Source organism: Mesorhizobium sp. LNHC232B00, from assembly GCF_000502435.1.
Classification (GTDB): Bacteria; Pseudomonadota; Alphaproteobacteria; order Rhizobiales; family Rhizobiaceae; genus Mesorhizobium; species Mesorhizobium opportunistum.
The window spans coordinates 13734-35574 of the sequence record NZ_AYWP01000044.1 but is presented as its reverse complement, the minus strand read 5'-3'; the positions used below and the strand labels follow the sequence as shown (position 1 = coordinate 35574).

At 57.2% G+C, this 21841-nt stretch carries 14 protein-coding genes and 3 pseudogenes; 14 read left to right on the top strand and 3 right to left on the bottom strand.

Annotated elements, in window-relative coordinates:
* Positions 1-672 precede the first annotated feature (672 nt).
* The 5 genes from X743_RS139890 (at position 673) to X743_RS139915 (ending at position 6822) form a co-directional block, all read left to right on the top strand.
* Positions 673-1578, top strand: a complete 906-nt coding sequence (locus X743_RS139890) for a dihydrodipicolinate synthase family protein (RefSeq protein WP_023769011.1) — start codon at positions 673-675, stop codon at positions 1576-1578.
* Between the two features lie 112 nt (positions 1579-1690).
* Entirely contained in the window at positions 1691-3235 is a 1545-nt protein-coding gene (locus X743_RS139895) for an altronate dehydratase family protein (protein ID WP_023769010.1), read from the top strand.
* A gap of 17 nt (positions 3236-3252) precedes the next feature.
* Complete coding sequence (locus X743_RS139900) at positions 3253-4275, top strand: histone deacetylase family protein (protein ID WP_023769009.1); 1023 nt, start codon at positions 3253-3255, stop codon at positions 4273-4275.
* Positions 4276-4415: 140 nt separating this feature from the next.
* On the top strand, positions 4416-4967 hold the full coding sequence (locus tag X743_RS1000000171540; protein WP_084555664.1) for a GNAT family N-acetyltransferase: 552 nt from the start codon (positions 4416-4418) through the stop codon (positions 4965-4967).
* A gap of 211 nt (positions 4968-5178) precedes the next feature.
* Positions 5179-6822, top strand: a complete 1644-nt coding sequence (locus tag X743_RS139915; protein ID WP_031258713.1) for an MFS transporter — start codon at positions 5179-5181, stop codon at positions 6820-6822.
* A gap of 208 nt (positions 6823-7030) precedes the next feature.
* Here the strand turns inward: X743_RS139915 and X743_RS1000000173750 are convergent.
* Positions 7031-7275, bottom strand: a pseudogene (locus X743_RS1000000173750) (IS21 family transposase); the annotation flags it as partial.
* Here X743_RS1000000173750 and X743_RS1000000171530 point away from each other — a divergent pair.
* Positions 7275-7662, top strand: a pseudogene (locus X743_RS1000000171530) (transposase); the annotation flags it as partial. The pseudogenes X743_RS1000000173750 and X743_RS1000000171530 overlap by 1 nt on opposite strands.
* On the opposite strand, the pseudogene X743_RS1000000172545 reads toward X743_RS1000000171530, so the two are convergent.
* Together X743_RS1000000172545 and X743_RS0137435 are read right to left on the bottom strand one after the other, a co-directional pair.
* Positions 7642-7818: pseudogene (locus X743_RS1000000172545) on the bottom strand (transposase); the annotation flags it as partial. The pseudogenes X743_RS1000000171530 and X743_RS1000000172545 overlap by 21 nt on opposite strands.
* Before the next feature lie 34 nt (positions 7819-7852).
* Positions 7853-9217: an aspartate aminotransferase family protein gene (locus X743_RS0137435; protein ID WP_198028514.1), complete on the bottom strand. Its 1365-nt coding sequence runs from the start codon at positions 9215-9217 to the stop codon at positions 7853-7855.
* A 1160-nt stretch (positions 9218-10377) separates the two neighbouring features.
* Between X743_RS0137435 and X743_RS1000000172540 the strand changes: the two genes are divergently transcribed.
* From X743_RS1000000172540 to X743_RS01000000169605, 8 genes are all read left to right on the top strand, one after another.
* Positions 10378-10857: a hypothetical protein gene (locus X743_RS1000000172540; protein WP_245264342.1), complete on the top strand. Its 480-nt coding sequence runs from the start codon at positions 10378-10380 to the stop codon at positions 10855-10857.
* 211 nt (positions 10858-11068) lie between these two features.
* Positions 11069-12139, top strand: coding sequence for a phosphotransferase (locus X743_RS139925; protein WP_245264341.1), 1071 nt, complete (start codon positions 11069-11071; stop codon positions 12137-12139).
* Positions 12140-12147: 8 nt separating this feature from the next.
* Positions 12148-13503 (top strand): aspartate aminotransferase family protein, encoded by a 1356-nt coding sequence (locus tag X743_RS139930; RefSeq protein ID WP_031258708.1) that lies wholly within the window; start codon positions 12148-12150, stop codon positions 13501-13503.
* Between the two features lie 525 nt (positions 13504-14028).
* On the top strand, positions 14029-14505 hold the full coding sequence (locus X743_RS1000000170100; RefSeq protein WP_023768998.1) for a GNAT family N-acetyltransferase: 477 nt from the start codon (positions 14029-14031) through the stop codon (positions 14503-14505).
* Positions 14506-16329: 1824 nt separating this feature from the next.
* Complete coding sequence (locus tag X743_RS1000000172525; protein ID WP_156934549.1) at positions 16330-16686, top strand: hypothetical protein; 357 nt, start codon at positions 16330-16332, stop codon at positions 16684-16686.
* 327 nt (positions 16687-17013) lie between these two features.
* Positions 17014-17220 (top strand): hypothetical protein, encoded by a 207-nt coding sequence (locus tag X743_RS1000000172520; RefSeq protein WP_156934548.1) that lies wholly within the window; start codon positions 17014-17016, stop codon positions 17218-17220.
* Between the two features lie 2750 nt (positions 17221-19970).
* Positions 19971-21104 (top strand): CaiB/BaiF CoA-transferase family protein, encoded by a 1134-nt coding sequence (locus X743_RS139940; RefSeq protein ID WP_023768995.1) that lies wholly within the window; start codon positions 19971-19973, stop codon positions 21102-21104.
* Between the two features lie 80 nt (positions 21105-21184).
* Positions 21185-21793 (top strand): GNAT family N-acetyltransferase, encoded by a 609-nt coding sequence (locus X743_RS01000000169605; RefSeq protein WP_198028513.1) that lies wholly within the window; start codon positions 21185-21187, stop codon positions 21791-21793.
* Positions 21794-21841: the final 48 nt, after the last annotated feature.

Sequence of the window (21841 nt, the reverse complement as noted above, 5' to 3'; positions counted from 1 at the left end):
GTTTCCAGACACTCAGGAGGGGAATGTAGCTGCTTATCGAAGAATGGCGTGTCAACTGGTCAGTGTGAGCGGGGATGCCTGTCTCTCTCCGGGCCACCACGATGCTCCCTTCTTCGATGATGCGACGTGCCGCAGCCATACCGCGGAACAGGTGGCATTCGTCGAGGAGGCGTGAGGGCATTCTGAGCTGGCTTTCGGGACGCGATGTTGTGCCATTCGACGCGGTTGTCCACTGCCACTGCAGGATCGCCCGCGACATTAGTTCGGTGGTTCTGTGCCGTCAGCGACCGGCCGATGCCAAGGACACGAAGCGCTTCTTTGTCCTGGGCCTCAGAACGATCCAAAGCTCCCTTCAGCATTGCTTTCAGCATCGCTTCCGCACGCAACTTTTCAAGGCTCTTCAACTGCCGGGCCATAGAGGCTACGCCAGTTGTCGTCTTGAGATCTATTGCGGAGCAGCCCCGCCGTTGGAATTCCTGCCATATGATCTTCCGTGATCAGCTCTCTCCGTCCTTCCGGAGCTACCCGATGCCGCTCAGCTGTACCATTTGCGGCGGAACCGGCTGAGCGTGCCATTGACAGAAGCCCCTCAACACCTTAATAGAACATTGTTCCACAAAGAATACTGTGACCAAGACCCTCGTGCCGAGGCACAGATGTAGGGGTCAAATGATGGCGATTTGGACAGGCGTATTCCCAGCAGTGACAACGAAGTTGAATAGACAGGGCGAGCTCGACCTTTCCGCAACGCAGAGCAGCGTAGAGAGACTTATCCAGAGTGGCGTGTCCGGTCTCATCGTTCTTCCGATGTTAGGAGAGAACGCGTCTCTCGCACTCGATGAAAAGGAGAAGGTCATTCGCGCTGCCAACGAAGTAGTCCGAGGGCGTGTACCGCTCCTCGCTGGCCTTGCCGAAATATCTTCGGATTCCGCTGTAAGTACCGCTCGTAAGTTCCAGGGCTTTGGTGCCGAAGGTCTGATGGCGTTCCCAAGCATTGCCTACAAATCAGACGCTCGTGAGACCGTTGCATGGTACAGAAGCCTTGCCGCCGGCTGCGATCTTCCAATTATGATTTACAACAATCCAATCGCTTACGGGGTTGATGTGGCCCCGGAGATCCTGCGCGCACTTGAGGACGTCGATCAGATCGTTTGTATCAAAGAGGAATCTGGGGACATTCGCCGTGTGACGGATCTGTACAATGCCTTCGGCGATCGCTTCGCAGTATTTTGCGGCGTGGACGATCTGATACTCGAGAGCCTCGCCTTAGGCGTCACTGGGTGGGTTTCCGGTATGACCAACGCATGGCCCGAGGAATGCGTTCGGATATTCGAGCTAGGGAGCGCTGAAAAGTTTTCGGAGGCTCGGGAGCTGTACCGCATTATGACACCTGCGTTCCACTTGGATACCAGCGTAAAGCTGGTGCAGTACATAAAACTGGCGGAGCACCTCGTTTACGGGGCGCCCGAATGGACACGCGCGCCGCGGTTGCCTTTGGTCGCAGAAGAGCGTGCGCGGGTGGTGTCCGTCATCCAGCAGACGATGGCCTCGCTGTCTGAGCGTCGTCGGGCGGCCTGAACGGCAGCAGTGAGAATTTTGGGCCGTTCCTGGGCCAAAGGTCGGTGATATTCCGGCCGGTACTTGTCAAAACTCTGGTGCGATCTCGATTCACAATCAGGCAGGATCAACGATGCAAAGCGATGTTCAACAAGCCCAGCTCAGTTCGGTACTAGTACTGCACGCAAGCGACAATGTTGCCATCGCTCGACGTGCACTGATGCCGGGGCAGATGGTGGATGGCGATATTGTCTCGAAGAGCGCTATCCCTGCGGGGCACAAGATCTCGATCAGAATGATCAGGTTAGGCGAACCGGTCCTGCGCTACGGCCAGATCATCGGATATGCGACGAAGGACATAGAGCCTGGATTGCATGTTCATCTCCACAATATGGCGCTCGGCGAGTTCGAAAAAGATTACGCCTTCGGCGCTGCGGCTCACCAGACTGATTTTGTCAGGACCCCGGCTACATTCCTGGGGATCCGTCGCGCGGATGGGCGAGCCGCGACCCGAAACTATGTGGGAGTGCTTAGCAGCGTGAACTGCAGCAGCCATGTTGCAAACACCGTGGCCGAGGTCTTTAAGAGAAATCCATTCACAGGCGCGGACCCGCTCGCTGAATTCCCGAACGTGGATGGTGTAGTGGCGCTCACTCATAAGACAGGGTGCGGCATGACGGGAGGCGAGCCATTGAACGTGCTGCGCCGCACGTTGGGTGGCTATGCTCGGCACGTTAATTTCAGTCATGTCATCGTTCTAGGGCTGGGCTGCGAGGTCAATCAGATCGGCGGTCTGCTCGAGGACCAGCGGCTGGCAGGCCGGGTTCGCAGCATGGACATTCAGACCATGGGCGGTGCCCGGAAGACCACGGAAGCCGCGGTCGAATTTGTCCGGAATGTGCTCCAGGAATCTAACCATGTCGCCCGGCAGCCTATTCCTGCGAGCGAACTGATCGTGGGACTCCAATGTGGTGGATCAGACGGTTTGTCGGGTGTGACGGCGAACCCGGCTTTGGGAGCGGCGAGTGACATTCTGGTGCGGCACGGCGGCACAGTAATTCTATCCGAAACTCCAGAAACCTTTGGCGCCGAGCATCTGCTTACGCGCCGGGCCTTGTCGCGCGAAGTGGGTGAGAAGCTGATCGCTCTCATGGACTGGTGGGATGCTTACTTCAAGCGCGAAGGCGCGGTCATGAACGACAATCGCTCCCCCGGGAACATGGCTGGTGGTATCAGTACTATTGTTGAGAAGTCACTCGGAGCGATGTCCAAAGGTGGCACAACAAACCTGGTCGACGTCGTGAAATATGGGGAAAACGTCAAGGGCCCAGGTCTGGTGTTCATGGACACCCCTGGCTACGACCCCGTCTCGGCGACCGGCCAGGTGGCGGGTGGCGCAAATCTCATCTGCTTTACCACCGGACGGGGCAGTGTGTTTGGCTGCAAGCCGACGCCGTCTATCAAACTAGCATCGAACACGCCCATGTACGAACGCATGGAGGACGACATGGACGTCAACTGCGGCGAGATTCTCAGCGGGGGTGAAACCGTGGAGGAATGCGGCAAGCGAATCTTCGATCTGATCCTGCGCGTGGCTTCAGGGGAACGCACGAAGAGCGAACAGTTCGATTTTGGTGCAGATGAATTTGCTCCTTGGGTTCTCGGGGCCACAGTGTAGTTCAAGAGGCTAGCAAGATGAAGGTCGTATATTCCGAGAACCACCGCAGTCACAATCCGCAAACGTTCATTCATCGTGGCAAGTTGGTCCAAAGCCCCGAGCGCCCGGAGCGTGCTGATATGTTGCTCTCGTCGGCGACCGCCGCCGGCCACGAGGCGCTCGAGGCGCAGCATAGGGATGGCCATGCTCTGGCGCGGGTTCACACTGCGCGCTACCTCGATTTTCTTGAAAATGGCATCGAGGAATGGCTGGCGCTGCCCAATGCCGGCGCGGAAATCGTGCCCAACACACACCCCAATCGCTTTGCCTCACACTATGCCAGCCATATCGTTGCGCGCGCCGGTTTTCATCAGGCCGACACGGCTTGCCCCATCAGCCGCGGGACCTGGGCAGCGGCTCGATCGAGTGTCGATGTGGCCCTCAACGTCGGTGATCTCATTAGGCAGGGTGAGCGTCGTGCCTATGGGCTTTGCCGCCCTCCAGGTCACCACGCCTGCACGGAGATGGCCTGGGGATTCTGCTATCTTAACAATGTGGCGGTGCTGGCTGAGTCAATGAGGGGGTCGGGCGCGCGGCGGGTCGCAATTATCGACATCGATATCCATCATGGAAATGGCATCCAGCAAATCTTCTACGACCGGCCCGACGTTCTGACGGTATCCGTCCATGCCGATCCTGATGGGTTTCCCATGTTCTTCAGCGGCTATGCAGACGAAACTGGTTCGGGCGCGGGGGAAGGCTTCAATCTCAATCTTCCGTTGAAACCCGGCAGCGATGATGCCGCGTTCATGGATGCAATCGCCGTGGGCATGCGAAGAGTTGAAGACTTCGGACCGGAAGTGCTGATTGTTGCGCTTGGGCTCGATGCCTATCGTGGCGACCCACTCAGCGTGTTTGACGTCAGCACGGATGGCTTTCGAAAAGCTGCCAGCACCATCAACCGCTTCAGCGGGCCCGTCGCCATGCTGCAAGAAGGCGGCTATCCCTGCGCAGAACTTGGCAACAACCTTGTGGCATTTCTTGGCGCTGTAGAGGAATGAATTTTAAAATGCTCACTTCTACGGTTTCGGCAAAACTACCGGGCAAATATGAATTCTGATGTAAGTCGCGCGGCCGTCATCGAGATGCGCAACTGCTCAACTGGAACGGCGTGGCGCTTGCAGCGCAAGGGAAAGCATCGATGGAACTGCGAACAGAACGCCTGCTGCTACGCAAATGGAGAGATGACGACGTCGAACTGATTGCTCGACTCGTTCAAGATCCGAAGGCCGGACAGTACCTCGGAAGATTCGTCGATCGGGCCGCGATTGATGCGTGGGTAAAATCCGAACGTGAGCACTTCGAAAGATACGGTTATGGCCTTTTTGCTATGGAGCGTCGGGAAGCCCCCGGGTTCATCGGCTTCTGCGGACTGGTCAATGTAAGCTATCAAGCGCATTTTACACCGGCGGTTGAAATGTATTGGAGGGTAGTTCCAGATCAGTGGGGACAAGGATATGCAAGGGAAGCCGCCGCTGCCGTAGTCGCCTTCGGTTTCGAAAAGTCAAAGCTGAACCAAATCGTGGCCATTGCTGCGGTCGAAAACACTGCCTCTCGCCGGGTCATGGAGCGCATTGGCATGTCCCACAATCCAAAGGACGACTTCGATCATCCGCTCAAGGAAGCCGATGATCCCTTGAGACGCCAAGTACTTTACAAGCTTACTTATGAAGACTGGCATCGAAAACGATAGCCGGACCTTAATTGCCGTCCCTTCGCGGAAACTGCTTGAACTCAAGTCCATCATGAAGTTGTTCGAGTAGTCCCCAACTGGATGGGGCTACCAAGTTCGGCGAGAAGAGCGATCGCACTATGGTCGCGATTCCACAATGTTTAACGTAAATATATTGCGATATCAACGATTTTAGCGGAGTTGTGATCTACCGCAGGATTTGCAATACGTCATGCAGCAAGAATATTCGCATCGGACTTGCTCGAGGGCTCTAGCCCCTCTGCGAAACCCGCCGCTTCGTGCGATCTGGACCGCGACACAAATTTCAAGCCTCGGGTGGCTGGTGCAAACCACAGCCATTAGCTGGCTGATGGCCACGATCTCGCCCTCTGATCTCATGGTCGCGCTCGTCCAGGCCTCGTCCACACTGCCCGCGTTCTTCCTATCGATACTCGCGGGCGCGATCGCCGACAGTTACAGCCGACGCGGAGTGATGCTGGCCGGCCACTGCCTGCTCGCATTGGCCTCGGCAACGCTGGCGATTTCTATTGGGCTGGGTTTTGTGAGCCCATGGCTGATCCTGGGGCTTAGTTTTATGGCCGGGTGCGGCTTTGCCCTGAATGATCCGGCGTGGCATGCGTCTGTCGGCGATCTCTTGGAAAAGCGCGATATTCCGGCCGCAGTCACGCTGATGTCGGTCGGATACAACATCGTGCGCAGCACCGGCCCCGCCCTCGGCGGCGTCGTCGTCGCTTTCTTCGGACCTCTTGCCGCTTTCGCTGTAGCGGCCGTGAGCGATCTGGTTCCGATTGCCGCCATAACCCGCTCCAAATGGCGCGTCCCCTCCTCGTCGCTCCCGCGCGAGCGAATAATTACGGCGATTCATGACGGAGTGCGCTTCACGGCGATGTCCTCCGAGATCAGAGCGACAATCGCGCGCGGAACTTTGTTCGGGCTGGCGAGCATTTCCATCCTCGCCCTGCTGCCTCTCGTAGTCCGCGATCACCTGGAAGGAGGCCCCATCACCTACGGCATTCTCTTGGCCGCCTTTGGCATGGGTGCGTTCGCAGCCGGCTTAGGCAGTGGCAACCTGAGACGCATCGTGTCTCAGGACCGGCTTATTGCGTTGGCCGCTGTCGCCTGCGCCGTGTGTTGTCTGTCACTTGCTCTGACCTCCTCGCTTCCCATTGCCGCTATCGCGCTGGCCCTCGGTGGCGCGGGCTGGCTCCTCACCTGGACCGGCACCGACGTCTGTATCCAGCTGGAAAGCCCGAGATGGGTCGTCGGCCGGACACTGTCAATCTACTATGCCCTGGCTCAAGGCGGGATGGCCGCGGGCAGCTGGATCTGGGGCAGTGTTGCCGAAAGTCACTCCCTTACCCTGGCCTTGGAGGGCGCTGCAGCGGCTCTGTTGGTTGTTGCCGCCGCCGCGAACGTCCTGCCGATACGGCCATGGGAAGAATCCGATCAGGAGATCTCGGAATTCAGGGCACCGTCCCTTGCGCTCGAGCTAAAGCCCAGAAGCGGACCCATCGTCATCAAAGTCGACTACGCGATAGCCGAGCAGGATGTGGACGCCTTTCTCGACTGCATGCGCGAGAGGCGCCGCGTGCAAAGCCGGGTAGGCGCGCGAAACTGGACGCTTCAGCGCAATTTGCAGACCCCCACCCTTTGGACCGAAACGTTCCGGACGCCGACATGGACGGATTATCTTCGTATGCATCACCGCCTCACCGCCGCGGACAAAGAACTGGTTGAGCGGTTGTTCGCACTGCACGACGGCGACCATTCTCCCCACACTACACTTACGATCGAGCGGCCGACGACCGCGCCTCGCAGAGCAGAACAGCGAGGGCCCTTGATGCCACGTCGTTAGCGAGAAGCCTTGTTTGCTTCAACGTCATGTTCCGAACTTCAAGAAAGGTAACCCAGCCATGGCGAGGCCTGTACACCGTTGACAAGTATTCGCCAAGAGATCGTTTTCCAGTCAGCGGCTCGTCCCGCGCGGTCGCAGCCGGCATCGGTCAACAAGGCTGTTGCGCAGACGGCCGAGAATGCAGGGTTGGGCAAAACGCACTCACATTTTCGACTTTGGATTTATCCCGAGGGCGTTTGGGCCGTGCCGGAAGAACACCGACGCCATAATGAGGAGGCCATCATGCCGTAGCCACGGTTGATCTCGGGATCGTAGAAACTGGCGCGACTGACGCCCGATTTCAGATTGTCGGGAATTGTGAGTCTGGGAGTCTGGGGACGCCCTGGAAAACCGAAACATCCGGACATGCGAGCCAATCCAGTCGGGGAGCGTTTGCGTCCAGGTCGCCTCGGCAGGCCGAGATGGACGAGGCGCTGGGCGCTTAGAAGGGCGAGCGGACGCCGGAGCGGCTGGGCTATCGCTCGGGCTATTATCGAGCGGGCCTTGGTTGCCACGCTTGCGAAGATGTATGTGCAAGGGGTGTCGACCAGGAAGGTCAGGGCGATCACCAAAGAGCTTTGTGGTCATGCCTTCTCGGCATCATCGATCTCGGCCATCAACAAACGCCTGGACGAGAGCCTGACAGCGTTTGGCGAGCGCCCGCTTCACGAGCCCTTCCCCTATCTTATCCTCGACGCCTGCTACGAGAAGGTGCGCGAGGCCGGCATCGTCACGAGCCAGGCGGTGCTGATCGCGGTCGGCATCGACTGGGACGGCCGCCTTTGCATAGGCATAGCCGGCATCGGCAGTGACGGTGCTGATGGAGAGCCCCGTCGCCTCCATCGTGGCATCAATCCGCTCGACGATCATCTGCCCTTCGTTGATCTCGCCCGTGGTCACGGCGAAATCCAGAACCACGCCGCGCAGATCATCTACGACGGCATGACGGCTGAAGGCCGACCGTCCCTCTCGATGTCAATGATCTGTAACTTTACGACGCCCGCCGAGGTTCTCTAGCTTCGACCATCCGGGCGGCTTCACGAACAGACGTCACCATTTCATCAATATGGTCCGTAAGCATCGGGGTGGATAGGCAGAGTTGGCACGTTGGCGAGACGATCACACCTTTTTCCTGTAATGCCCGAATGAGCATACCCATTTTTTCTTGCTGCTCGGGCGCGGCGTAGGCCTCACGGTAGTCTTTGGGAGCTTCATGCCGCAGGTGTATCCGAAACATCGAACCCATGCCCGTCACGGAGTATGGTAGGCGTTCCTGACGAAACATCTCGGTCAGCGAAGAACAGGCATATTCGCCCAAATCATCCAATCGCTGAAAACTTTGCTCTGACAGAGCTTCCAATGCGGCAATGCCTGCTGCCATTGACATTGGATTAGCACTGAAGGTGCCGGATTGAGGGACCAGAGGCTTGCCATTTGTCGGATCAAAGGCAAGCATGAATTGCGGCATGCCTCCGACCGCGCCAATTGGCAGGCCGCCACCTATAATCTTGGCAAAGGCACACAGGTCGGCCTCGAACCCGAATCGGTTTATGGCGCCGCGATACGACAGCCGAAAGCTCATCACCTCGTCAGAGATCAGAACGATGCCGTGTCGGGCCGTGAACTCGCGCAGAAAGGCAAGATAGGAGCGGTCTATGGGCACCAATCCAGCACGTTGCGGAAGAACATCTATTATGACCGCCGCAAGCTTGTCTTTGTTTCCTTCGAGAATTTCCCGGGTTGCTATGAGCTCGTTGAATGGCAGGACTACCGTGTCGGTGGTATGCCATTCAGGGATGCCCGCACAATAGGGCACGGCGTTCGGTGCCAGCCGCGGGCCCCAGTTCGCTGGAGCGGAATCGAGGCTAACCTCAAGCGGATCATACCCCCCATGAAAGGCACCTTCGAGCTTGGCAATTTTCAGCTTTCCGGTCAAAGCACGAGCTGCCTTAATAGTATACATGACCGCTTCAGTTCCCGAGTTCATGAAACGGATCTGGTCAAAGTAGGGGACTCTTCTACATAGCAGTTCGGCAAATTCAACCTCGAGCTTCGTCGGCCCACTGAAGCTTATGCCAAGTTCTAATTGATGATGCAGCCTGTCCAGTACCGGACGGAAGCTATGGCCGTGGATCAGAGCAGTAAAGTTATTTAGGAAATCTAGATAGGTGTTTCCATCAGCATCAACAATATTAACTCCTGTGCCGTTCGTGATATATATTGGATGAGGACGTTGGAACACTGACAGACGAGCATTTCCTCCAGTTATGACGCGCTGCCCGCGTCTGAACAGTTCGGCCGAACCGGCGTTGCTTCGTCCCGTTGAAGCAGTATTTCGATCAATGTTGGTTGACATGACGTACCTGTCTCCTTGCGTATCGCAAAAGCGCATTTATGCGCCGCCGTGGCCGACGTTGTGGTGCTTGGCAGTAGGTCCTCGCGAACCAATTGAAATTTGCATCGGTCTCAATGATCCGGCCTGTTGTCGCCGCCAACTCATCGACCGCGCGAAAGACCTTAAACCGGAATTTCGGATCGGACTCGCCATGTCCGCCAATGCAACGGCCCGGGCTCGCCTTTGGGAGCCATTCTTCCTAGTCCCATACGGCCTGGTAACCGTGATCCACATCGAGAAGAACGTGATCGAGGGTGGTGTCGGGGAATTCTGTACTGCGCTTCAGCGATGTCATCGCCATGATTATGGCGCGCCGGGGAGTATCCTGCGCGGTCCTCAGCCTGGGCGCGCTGCTCAAGAACGTGCTCAACCTCATGCGTTGCGTCGAGGTCTCCGGTCGCGCGATAGTGCTCTGGCTGCTGAGCCGCCGGTCGCCGGCTATCCAGCATGTAAAGCACATGTCCCGTTGCCCCCGGAGGAGATATTCGGATAAGACCCTGGTGGCGTCGGGCAAATGCTCGCTCACCTGATGCAACAGCAGCAAGAGGGCGGCGGATATCCGCCGCCAGAGCGGAGATCGCAAGCAATCGTCTTCATGCTGCCTGACCCTTAGCGTCATTCGTTCTGCAACCGGGAGACCCGTGGCGGCGGGATGTTCGGTAAGCGTAAGCATGGGACGATGTCTCCTTTGTCCTTGACGCGTTTGCGAATGACTCCGCACGTTCTGTGCCAAGGAGAAATTCGATTGGGAACAAAGCGATGCCGCAAGCACTGGCACCGCTGTGTCCTACATCGTCGGGGATCGGACAATGCGGAAGTCCATGACCGTGAGTGCACCGATCTACGAGGTCCGCCGATATCCGATCGAAATCGTGGCCCGTGCTGTCTGGCTCTACTTCCGCGTCATCTGAGTCTGCGCATGGTGTCGAGGAAATGCCGCTCGATGGCGGATCGTCGTTTCCTACGAGACCATCCCATGGTGCCGAAAGCACGGCCCTGATTATGCGCACCGCATACCGCCGCAAGTCGCCGACGAAAGATGATGTGTGGCATCTGGATGAAGCTGGTGCGCATCAAACGGTCAGAAGTCCTGGTTGTGGAGAGCTCTTGATCAGGACGATATGTGCTCGGCGAGATCGCCCAGACGCGTCGCAACACCAAGGCACCTGCTGACGCGACTTCTGAAGAAGCAGGGTCAGCAGCGAACGCGTATGATCACCGACAAATTGCGCTCCTACGGGGCGGCCAAACGCCAGCTCATGCCGAACGTGGAACACCGCTGGCATAAAAGCTTGAACAACCGGGCGGTGAATTCTCGCCTGCCGTTCCAAAAAGCGCGACAGGGGTTTTCCGGTCCGTCGGCTCATTGCAGCATTTCGTGTCGATCTTCTCCGCCGTCCGAAATCTCTTCGTCCCATCCCGGACCAATCGCCTCCGCAGCACATCAACGATCGGACTCCAAGCCACGGCCGCGTGGGAAACCGTCAGTCCATTGCCTGCCTGAAAAGCGCGGGGTCGGCTTCACGCGGCCCATTGCAAACAACACGACAACGCCGGCCAGCTATTGGCGAAAATCAGACAGTACCCCATCGCATTGTTAAATTCTTGCCACCTTGTGATCCGGCCCGTGTCCTCGCTCGTCTTCTAAGTTGTTGAATCACATGCCGATAAGGTGTGATGGCGGACGCTTATTGGGAGGTTGGCACGATTTTTGTGCATCCCCTGACATCGGATCGCGTGGACCTTCACCACGACCGGCATCGTTTTCGAAGCGGTGCACAGCAAGCGCTGCAGGGATAAATGAGAATAACTATGCCGCACCAAACAAATCGCCGACCGCCATCTTTCCGATCTTCTGAGCTTTCTAAATCTTGGCATCCCGTAAGTAACAATGAAGCACAGAGCATCGCAGAGAGCCTCTATGGAAAGAGCGGTTCGACGAAGCGCTTTGAATCAGAGAAGGACGACACATTTCTGTTGGACTGTGAGGGCAAGGGACAGTTTGTACTGAAGATTGCGCACCCGTCGGAAAGCCCGGAAGAGCTGGACTTTCAGGTAAAGCTGATACGGCATATCGAGAGTGAGGCTCCCTCTCTCCCGGTACCTCGAGTGTTTCAGGACCGGCACGGTCAAATACTACCAGTTGTAAGGACCAGTTCGGGTGAGCAGCGCGTCGTACGCCTATTTTCGTTCATCCCGGGAGCTCCGCTCGCCACGACGACTTCAAAACCCGAGCAGCGTGCCCGCATCGGTGAGCTTCTCGCCCAGCTTCGGCACGCAATGGCGAACTTCTCCCACCCGTCCGACAGCCGCGTTGTAGCTTGGGACGTCACCCATTTACTTAATTTCTCGGACCTTATTGATTACATCCCAGACTATCAACGACGCGACTGGGTCAGCGCTGCGCTTCAACGTTTCGCCGAAATCAAACCGCGCCTTGACCGGTGCCGCCGGCAAGTTCTGCACAACGATTTCAACATGTCCAACCTGATTGTTGATCACAACAATCCGCATTTCGTCAACGGCATCATCGACTTTGGCGACGCTGTCAGAACTGCAATTGCCGTGGATGTCGCTACTGCGCTCTTGAACCAGATGCCTAAGGACCCCGGCGATCGAGATCGCAGTGATCTATTCGATGAGGGCCGCGACGTTCTGCGCGGTTACATGCGCTTAGCTGACTTAACCGAGGAAGAGTTGCGACTCATCCCGTTTTTGTCGATGGGGCGGCTTGCCGCTCGAGGCTTGCTGACCTGCTGCCGCGCACAGCTTTTTCCGGAGCACAGCCGCTATACGCTTCGCAACACGGAAGTGGGATGGATGCATCTTGCTTGGTTCAATTCTCTTTCAAACGACCAGGTCTCAGATCTGCTATTCCAATAAGGGCTAACATGACTAGGCATCGTAGAAGCGTCTCTAGGGGTTTTCGCGGGGACACGGTGAACGGCTTCAATCCGGAGGACGCGTCTCATTTGAGCGAAACCGACCTGACACACATCGAGCGACGGCAACGCTTTCTCGGTCCTGCGTATCGACTCTTGTATCGGTCTCCCGTTGAAATTTCTCGAGCAAACGGAGTGTTTCTTTACGACAAGCAAGGCAACGAGTATCTGGATGCCTATAACAATGTAGCCTCGCTGGGACATTCTCATCCGAGAGTTGTGACCGCGATTCATAACCAGCTTGAGACGTTATGCACGCATACCCGCTACATGCAGGATCAGTTGATCGAGTTTGCAGAAAAGCTGGTCGGGACATTTGACGGCGAGCTTGGCAAAAACGGTTGTGCAATGTTCACTTGCACAGGATCGGAGGCCAACGACCTAGCTTTGCGCGTGGCTCGGACCTTCACTGGGAATTCAGGCGTTATAGTCACTGCTGAAGCATATCACGGCAACAGCGGCGCCGTCGCGGCGATCTCTCCATCCCTGGGGAAAAACTCACCGGTAGATCCATTTTTGAGGCTTGTGCCTGCTCCCGACTCCTATCGGATGCCTGCCGCGGAGATTGGTCGCAGGATGGCAGAGAATGTCGCGCGTCAAATCGCTGATATCGAGCGGCACGGAGGTGGATTGGCAGCGTTTATCGCTGACTCGGTATTCTCTTCAGACGGTCTTTATTTTGATCCAGTGAATGTTCTCGCTCCCATAGCTGCTGTTGTTCGCCAAGCGGGAGGACTTTTCATTGCCGATGAAGTCCAGTCCGGCTTTGGCCGGACGGGCACTCATCTCTGGGGCCACATGCGACATAAAGTCCAGCCCGATATCGTGACATTAGGCAAGCCCATGGGTAACGGATACCCCGTTGCGGCGGTTGTCTTGCGACCTGAACTCGTCACCGAGTTTGGGCGCTATTTCAATACTTTTGGTGGGAATAGTGTCGCTATTGCCGCCGCTAGGACCGTGTTGGATACTATCTGCGAAGAGAACCTAATGACAAATGCTGTCAAGATTGGCGGCCAGATTCTTGACGGGCTCAGGAGTTTTCAGAAACGATATGAGTTTGTAGGTGATGTAAGGGGAACGGGTCTCTATTTTGGAGTTGAATTGGTGAAAGATCGCTGTTCCAAGTCGCCTGACATGGATTGCGCTCTGGCTATCGTAAATGATCTGCGGGACCGCAGAATATTGATTTCCGGAACGGGTGCTGATGCCAACATATTAAAGATCAGGCCCCCCTTGGTCTTCACGAGCGAACATGCCGCGCGTTTACTCGAGGGGATTGAACAGACGCTCCGATCCCTGTGATCGGCAGCTGTGTTGGCGAAATTTCCTCTGCAAATTCAGGCCTTTATTATCGCCTATTCGGATAGTGCGCCTCACAGGACTGCGCGCTGCCATAGCCGAGCGGCAAATGGGCTTGTTATCGTCGAGTGCTGCCGTGTTGCTCCGCAAGCCGTCGGCTACCCAGGCGTCTGGCAGAGGTCATTGAGCACGAGAACGCGGAACTGCGGCATCTGGTCGGCGAAATCTGCGGCGATCTGTTGGATCAGAAGTATCCGCAGGCTGAGTACGGCCATCCTATTCCCTCAGCCTGCTGCAGCTTTGGCCTGAATTGCAAGCGATGGTCCAATCTACGCGAGCAACCGCACCCTTGATTGTGGCCTCGAAGATATGCGCCAGGCGTGTCGGGTACTCGATCAGAATGGGATCGTTTACGCAGGCGTGGGCGAGAACTTGGCACAGGCGAGCGCCGCCCGCCCTAGACGCACGCGGTCTCGTTGAAATGCCGTTGCTGCGCTGCTTAAAACTAACATGGAAAGGACATAGACTATGCGGAGCACTGATATCAAGTTTGCTGAGTTCCGAGCCGAACATCTCGACGAGACGCTGGAGCTCACGGCTCAGGCCGGGTGGGCCCACCGCATGGGTGATTTGTCGATGCTTCTGGGCTTGGGCTGTGGCTATGTGGCTATTATGGACAATCATCTCGTAGGGTCGATGTGTATGACGTTCTTTGGAGAGGTCGCGACTACCGGTCTTCTGGTTGTCGACGAGAAGATGCGCCGCCAGGGAATCGGCGGTCAACTCATGAGACTCGCCCTAGAAAAAGCGGGCAAACGTGAATGCCGTCTTATAGCAACCTCCGATGGGGCGCCGCTCTATCGCAAGCTCGGATTTGACCAGTTGGAAGCTGCACCTACTCATCAAGGGGTAGTTGGATGTCTGGATGTTCCGGATGCGGTCGAATGGGCAACCCGAGATGATCTAGATCAGATTCCGAAATCGACGGAAGGGCAACGGGACTAGATCGGCGGGCACTTATATCCATACTTTGGAACAAGGGAGTGGTTGCCGTTATCCGGCATGCGGGGAAGGTGGTAGCCTATGCTGCAATGTTACGGTGTGGGAGTGACGAAGTCGCCGGGCCGGTCATCGCATGTAACACCTACCAAGCAAGGCGCCTGCTATCCTTCCTTTTTTCACAGCATAACGGAGCCTCGATTCGCGTGGTTCTACGTCAGCAGTCCGGGCTCGCAGAATGGCTGAACTCTATCGGGATTGCGAAGGTCTCAACAGGCACGGCGATGCGCCGCGGCAAGGCCCACGCTGGTATGGAAGCACCCTTTCGCACTTATGCGCTTGCCTCAAATCAGTTCGGTTTTCCGTGATTTGATACGTTCGGTTCCAAGCTCTAACATCACCTTGGAAAGTACCAATTGTAACATCAGAAGAACGGCATGAGCCGGCGGGCCAAGTGGCTGTCCTGAGCATTGGCGGCCCGCTGGTCAACGCACCCAACTATCAGCCAGAAGGCAAGAACGCGGCGGCGGGATCAGCTGCCCACCCCGCCTTGGTACTAGCTTCCTCATGGCCGAGCGACCTGCCGATGCCGCCCACACGATCCTGCTTATCGCGTCTTTGCCCAATTTTGCGGCGGTGGGCTGCCGGACTGGCTTTCCCGGCGCATTGGGTCGAAGACCATTTTCCGAGGCCGAAAGCGTGCGGATCTCCGTCTTGGCGACGGCAATTCAGCCGACACGCCGCATACTTTGATGCAGACCAGCCGCCATCGACTGAAGCCTCGTAACATAGATATTGCTCCCTGAATCGCTCAAGGCGTGGAGGCACCGACAGCGATCAGAAGCGGTAACGCTCGTCTATCCTTACATCCTTACTGCTTGGTGCAGCGATTGTGTCCGGGATGGGAGCCGCTCCTCCCAGTCACCATATCGCGCGGGGTTGAACTCACCGCCTAAGGGCATCAAGGTTGGAGATCAGAACACGGGAACTTGGATCGTCTGCCCAGCACGGAACTGGGCTCGCCGCGACGGCCTGGCAGCATCGGACATCGGCAAGGAGTATCTCCACTGCCCTGCTTTGCGTGATGCCTTTGCCGATCGCAAGAGGACGGCGATGGCGCGATCATGTGCTGATCGGCAGCGGCCGTTCGTCGAGGGGTGAGGCGGATGGCCTCGATGGCCCGGATTAATCTTCGACGCGCGGTTACGACAACCGACCTTTGTCTGCGTAGATGCGCACCCCATTCACTGCGGAAGCGGTTGATGATCTTGCGGTAGATCGCACAAGGGCGCAGCGCCCGCTCCGCGCTGTCGTTGATTGCGGAGAGATCACGGTTCGGACGAAAACGGAGAGCTCGCGGCCGGTCTTCCTGATGACCGTCTGCAGCTTGCCGCCGGCCGGGTGGCTCGGGACCAGGGCCATGACGCCGTCAAGCCGGCGGTCAAGGTCGGCCTCGTAGCTCTTGAGCGTTGCGTCGGTGAGACGATCGCGCCGCCGCCCGATGGCGCAAGCGCGCTTAGCAGGCCGCCCTTCAGGCCCGGCGCGAAGACGGCGTCGCCAGCCTCGAAGGCGTATCGCATGTCTCGGACCAGATGCGCGAGACAGACCTGATCCTCGCGCCTGGTTCAGCCCATCTGGCCACCACCATAGCGGTCGGAGATCATCAACCCGGGCAATGATCGCCAAGGAAGGCTTGCACCACTGCCTTGGAACGGTGCTTGTCGGTGACGAAGACGGCGCTGTCGGCGTGATGGAGAGCCACCAGTTCGCCTGCCGACCCTGAGACCGATCTCGTCCGACGCCTGGGTTGTGCCTGCCAGCAGCCGCGCGTTGATCAGGCACGTCTCCGCCGAAAAGGCCTTGACTTGCATCGAGGATGTTGACCAGCGCGCCCTCGCTAATTGCGAGCCCGAACAGCTCCGCCAGCACCTGCCGCAGTTGCGCCAGCGGAATGCCTTGCAACAAGCGCAGATAGATGCCGACGATGCGCGTCCCGATGCGGCCTTCGGCGCTGAGACCCTCCGGCGGCTTCTGCCCTTCACCGGTGGCACGCTGGAATTGTCGGGCTTCTTCGGCGGCAGCCCCAGCTCGGCCATCGCGCAACCTCCGCCTAGATCCGCTCCATCAGCGCAGCGATTAACGCGTGCTTGTCATGCAAATCGGAAGGCTGAGTCACCCAAACCTTGACCTCATATTCGCCAGTCCGACGCAACCGAAAAATGCATCCAACCCTACGTCCCGGAGCCGAGGGGGCTGAGCAGTTACCAAGGTCCTCGTGGAAATGCCTAGCACAGCCTAGTCTTAAAGTCTTCATTAATGGAATTTCACATATGAACCCTTAATAGCCGTTCAGTGTTACAATTGGAAGCAAAACATTATTGTAAAGTCATGAATTAAAGAGCCAACCCCTTGTTAAGATCACCACCCAGTAAGTTTTATCTGTGGCTTCGCCGCGAAGCAAACTGGCCTGTTCGGGTCGGCCAAGTACCCGTTGGCGAAAAATTGGAGGGTGCTATGAGCATTGTGAGCGAAATCCATCAGCTGACACAGTGTCTTGCTGACATCCAGCAACGGACCTTGCCATACGCGAAGCGTGTATTTGGGTTGGATCTCGTCGTCCGTGAGGGGTGTTCGCAGCTGGGCCAGCTTCGCAGAAACTTCCCGGACATCATCACTGATCGACACCACAAGGTCCAGCAATGCCTGCTCGGTCCAGAATGAGAACGCCGGTGAAGGGCGTGCCGGCAATTTTGAGATGCAGGACCCAAATCGTCTTTACATCTTCACGCTTTCCCGCCTGGGAGGTTGGCAGGCTGAGCTGCTATCTCGCGCGGCGTGATTGCTTGAGGCACCCAATTGTCGACCTGAGGTAGGAAACGCAATTACCGATGCAAAATCCAAACTATCACATTGAATGTGACTTCTGCATTGTTGGGGCAGGGTCGGCCGGCAGCGTTGTTGGTGACCGATTGTCTCAAAATGGTCGCTTCACAGTCTTGCTGCTTGAAGCAGGTCCAACTGACATAAACCCATTGATTCACGTGCCAGCGGGATTTCTCAAGCTTCTAAACGATAGAACCATTAATTGGAGATTTTGTAGTGAACCGTCTCCGGAGCTCAATGGTCGTAGCCTTGATCTACCTCAGGGAAAGGTCTTGGGTGGTAGCAGTTCGATAAATGGAACGCTGTTTGTTCGGGGGCATCCGGAGGAGTACAATCATTGGGCTCAGCTTGGATGCACAGGTTGGAGCTACGATGGGTTGTTGCCTCACTTCCGATCGATTGAGCACTACGATGGTGGGGAATCTGCAGGCCGGGGAAGTGATGGCCCGTTACCGGTGACGGCGTTGGCAGTCCGTCATCCGTTATCTTCGGCGTTCATCGAGAGCGCCAAGTCCCTCGGGTTTCCAGTGCTGGCGGACATTAATGGCCGCCGAGATGTCGGTGTCGGATGGTTCCAGCAGAACCGCCGAGGTCGCTTTAGGGCAAGCGCTGCCCGCACATTCCTGAAGCGAGCGAAAGCACGTTCAAACTTTAGACTGATCACAAATGCGCTCTGCACGCGCGTCCTCTTTGAAGATCGTCGGGCGACAGGAGTTGAATTCCTGCAAGCTGGAGATTTATTTCATGTCAAGGCAAGCCGTGAGGTTATCCTCGCCGCGGGAGCTCTCAAATCGCCACAGATATTGCAGTTGTCCGGCGTGGGACCTTCCAACCTTCTAGGATGTTATGGTATTCCGTTGGTGCATCATGCGCCTGGTGTCGGCGAATACTTGAAGGACCACTTCCTTACCCGGGTCGCCCACCGGGTTAAAGGCTCCGTAACCCTCAATGAACGGGCTCGGGGGTGGCGACTCCTGCACGAGTCGTTGGCATATGCCTTGTTCGGGCGAGGGCTCATGTCCTTAGGAGCGAGCAATGCAGTTCTCTTCGCTCGAAGCCGGCACAGCAAGGCCGCTGTTACCGATCTCCAATTGAGCTTCACTCCAGGTAGTTACGCTGGCTTAGGCAAACTTGAGCCGGCGCCGGGCATGACAGTCGGGTTATGGCAATCATTTCCTGAAAGCAGTGGACGCGTGAGGATCGTTTCCGCTGACCCGAATGTCCCTCCTACAATATCTCTCGGCTATCTCTCGGCGCATTCGGACCGTGAAGTCCTCCTCTCAGGCATAAGACTAGCACGCGAACTGTTCCGGAGCCCCGAGCTCGCTCGATTTAGCGTCTGCGAGACACTGCCGGGCCCTCTCAGAGCAAGCAACGCGGAGCTTCTAGATTATGCACGAGAATATGGCGCATCTGCTCTTCACTTCTCAAGCACCTGTCGAATGGGGGTTGATGAAGGAGCTGTTGTCGATCCCAAACTCCAGGTTTACGGGGTGGGGGCACTGCGAGTTGTCGACGCGTCCGTCATGCCAACAGCATCGTCGGTCAACACGTATGCCGTAACAATGGCAATAGCTGAGAAAGCGTCGTTGATCATTCGGTCGTCGGTCACTTGAGGGGAACAACCGCATGCCAGAGCGCTGACAGGTTCACAACGGGGTTTCGCCCCAGCGGCATGGGGCCCGACGCAGCGCGCCGGCATCGAGAGGGGGGCGCGTGTCCGAGCTTCCGAAGCGGTGCATGTTGCCGCAAGCGTCGAGGTTGAGCGTGGGGGAGGTTGGCGCCAGCGTACGTCTCCGGCAAAGCTTCAATTACCCACAAGTTCGGCGGTGCCCGCCGCGGGCGGGTCCGCGACGGCATGATGGTCTTGCGCGCGCTGAATCGGCTGTGCTTCGGTCCATGGTTCGAATCACAGCCGGGGCGCCGATGACCAAAGTAGGAGACGCACGACGAGGCTGGAGGGGCCTGGGCCGATCACCTTCCCAGAACATGGGGTGGATGAAAAGATCGCGGAGGGTGAACTTTCTGACAAGCGCCTCGACAAGACTCCGCAAGGTTTTCGAGCCGATGGGACAGGCTATTCCGCGAGCCTGTCAGGACTGGGCGAACACAAAGGGCCGAAGCGCGCCGGTTGATCGCAGGCTCCAACTCCTGAGAAGAGGAGCCATGACAAGCAAGACGGCCAACAAGTTCTCTCCCGAGGTCTAACTAAACCTGCGCGGTTCGGCTCGTTCTGGATCAGATCACGAAGGCGTGGCGATCGCCGAGGGGCGAGTTCTGGTTTTGCAGGGATACGACCGAGTGTTCCTACCAACGCGAAGAGCTGATCAGCTGATCGGCGTCACCAAGAGCATCAACAGCGGCCGGCAGGTTTGGCCATCACACAGCTTGTGGATTGCTGATGTATTCCAGCTTGGCGCGACAACTGAGGCGTTCCGCTGCGTCTGCTGCAGATTCGTCGGTTTGCAAAATGCTTCTTTCACAAACTCTTATCACTGTTGTCACATCGAATACAGTAAGGTCGAATCGTTAGCAGTGGAGCGCTGAAAATGCTGTTTCAGCGACGTTAAGATTATCTGGAGCTTCTCATGATCGGATCACCACTTGAAGGAGTGAGAGTTCTCAGCCTCGCGGAACAGTATCCTGGCCCGTATGCAACCCTGCTGCTGGCAGACTTAGGCGCAGATGTCACTCTCATCGAGAGGCCCAACGGTGGTGATCCCGCTCGCAAGCTCAAAAGCCTCTTTTCCTCGCTGAGCCGCAACAAGCGAAGTGTTGTCCTCGATCTCAAGTCGGCGGCCGGCCAGAACTCGTTATTCGAATTGAGCACAACCGCGGACGTCCTCGTCGAAGGGTACAGGCCCGACGCAATGAAAAACCTCGGATTGAGTTATGCCGAACTCAGCCCGAAGAATCGCCGTCTGATATATCTCTCGTTGACCGGCTTCGGTCAGAATGGCCCCTATCGCAGGCGCCCGGTTCACGACCTCTCCTGCCAAGGCTTAGCCGGGGTTCTATTTCAGCAGCTTCGAACTGGACTCCCGGAGAAACCGTTTCAATTGCCCGTCGCCGATCTCGCCGCGGGTACACTGGCGGCATTTGGTGTAGTTTCGGCTCTACTGGCGCGGGAGCGAACCGGGCACGGCTGCTACATCGATCTGGCTATGACGGATAGCCTGGTTTCATGGATGACCGCGCACCACTATGCAACTTTAAACGGAAGACCAATGGCCGAGGTATACGAGGAGGAACCTGCCTACGGGACGTTCACTTGTGCAGACAATAAGATGATTACGCTGAGCATCGCTAACGAAGATCACTACTGGCGCGCTTTGTGTCAAAATACTGGCCTGGCACATCTTGCCTCGGCAAGCCACCAGGACCGCGTGGAATACGCGGCTGACTATCGCGCGCAACTTGCCGCCTCGATTGCAAAGCAAACGCAAGCTGCGTGGGCAAATCTTTTCGACGCTGTCGAAATTCCTTGGGGGCATGTGCATGATCTGAATGATGTGGCAAAAGATCCACAGCTGCGCACACGAGACCTATTTGTCCGGCTTGGCCTCGAAAAAGGCGGTGAATGGCACGTGAACCAACCGCTACGATTCGACTGCTACAAAACTGGGATTCGGATTCCCGCCCCTCAACTCGGTGAGCACACTCAAGAAATTCTGGCCCGTTGCAAATCAAGCGCGACCGCGCTCCCTGGAGAGAGCAAATGAGCGCCAGAATTAATCAGTCGCAGTCTGCCTTCCTTATTCCTTCCTCTCGATAGCTTTTCGATGCCTTGAGGATGAGGGACGTGTCCGCATCCGCCATCGCCATAGTGCGGCTGGAAGAAAAGCACCTTACAACAGCGCAGATCCTGTCCACGGCAGTGAACTGGCCGCATCGGCGACAGGACTGGAGCTTCGCTCTGAAGCTCGGCCGTGGGCTCGCGGCAATGGACCGAGACTCGTTAGTCGGCACTATCATCTGGTGGCCCTTCGGCCAGCATTATGCCAGGTTCGGCATGTTGATCGTTTCACCTTCAATGCAACGGCGCGGAGTCGGCCGATTCCTGATCGAAGCTGCACTGCGGGATGCAGGCGGCCGGACGGTGCTTCTCAATGCAACAGTGGAGGGCCTGCCACTCTACGAAAAGTTCGGCTACAAACCTATCGGCGTGGTACGCCAGCACCAGGCCGCAAATACCGTACCGGCATCCGCGCCACTGCCGGAAGGCGCCAGCTTTAAGCCCATGCAGAAAACTGACCTCGACGCTGTGATTACGCTCGACGAGCAGGCGGCGGGTTTTCGACGCGCCGGATTGCTGAGAGCGCTGAAGAAAATCGGCAAGGGGATATCCTGGAGCAGGGCGGGGAGATCGCTGCATGGTCCTTCCTCCGGCGCTTCGGCCACGGCTATGTGATCGGTCCGGTCGGCGCCCGCGGGGAAATGGCAGCGCGAGCGCTGATCG

What these genes read in the sequence shown, in the direction of transcription:
- X743_RS139890 (WP_023769011.1), top strand. Translation starts at nt 673, where the DNA reads ATGGCGATTTGGACAGGCGTATTCCCAGCAGTGACAACGAAGTTGAAT.
- X743_RS139895 (WP_023769010.1), top strand. Translation starts at nt 1,691, where the DNA reads ATGCAAAGCGATGTTCAACAAGCCCAGCTCAGTTCGGTACTAGTACTG.
- X743_RS139900 (WP_023769009.1), top strand. Translation starts at nt 3,253, where the DNA reads ATGAAGGTCGTATATTCCGAGAACCACCGCAGTCACAATCCGCAAACG.
- X743_RS1000000171540 (WP_084555664.1), top strand. Translation starts at nt 4,416, where the DNA reads ATGGAACTGCGAACAGAACGCCTGCTGCTACGCAAATGGAGAGATGAC.
- X743_RS139915 (WP_031258713.1), top strand. Translation starts at nt 5,179, where the DNA reads ATGCAGCAAGAATATTCGCATCGGACTTGCTCGAGGGCTCTAGCCCCT.
- X743_RS0137435 (WP_198028514.1), bottom strand. Translation starts at nt 9,217, where the DNA reads ATGTCAACCAACATTGATCGAAATACTGCTTCAACGGGACGAAGCAAC.
- X743_RS1000000172540 (WP_245264342.1), top strand. Translation starts at nt 10,378, where the DNA reads ATGTGCTCGGCGAGATCGCCCAGACGCGTCGCAACACCAAGGCACCTG.
- X743_RS139925 (WP_245264341.1), top strand. Translation starts at nt 11,069, where the DNA reads ATGCCGCACCAAACAAATCGCCGACCGCCATCTTTCCGATCTTCTGAG.
- X743_RS139930 (WP_031258708.1), top strand. Translation starts at nt 12,148, where the DNA reads ATGACTAGGCATCGTAGAAGCGTCTCTAGGGGTTTTCGCGGGGACACG.
- X743_RS1000000170100 (WP_023768998.1), top strand. Translation starts at nt 14,029, where the DNA reads ATGCGGAGCACTGATATCAAGTTTGCTGAGTTCCGAGCCGAACATCTC.
- X743_RS1000000172520 (WP_156934548.1), top strand. Translation starts at nt 17,014, where the DNA reads ATGAGCATTGTGAGCGAAATCCATCAGCTGACACAGTGTCTTGCTGAC.
- X743_RS139940 (WP_023768995.1), top strand. Translation starts at nt 19,971, where the DNA reads ATGATCGGATCACCACTTGAAGGAGTGAGAGTTCTCAGCCTCGCGGAA.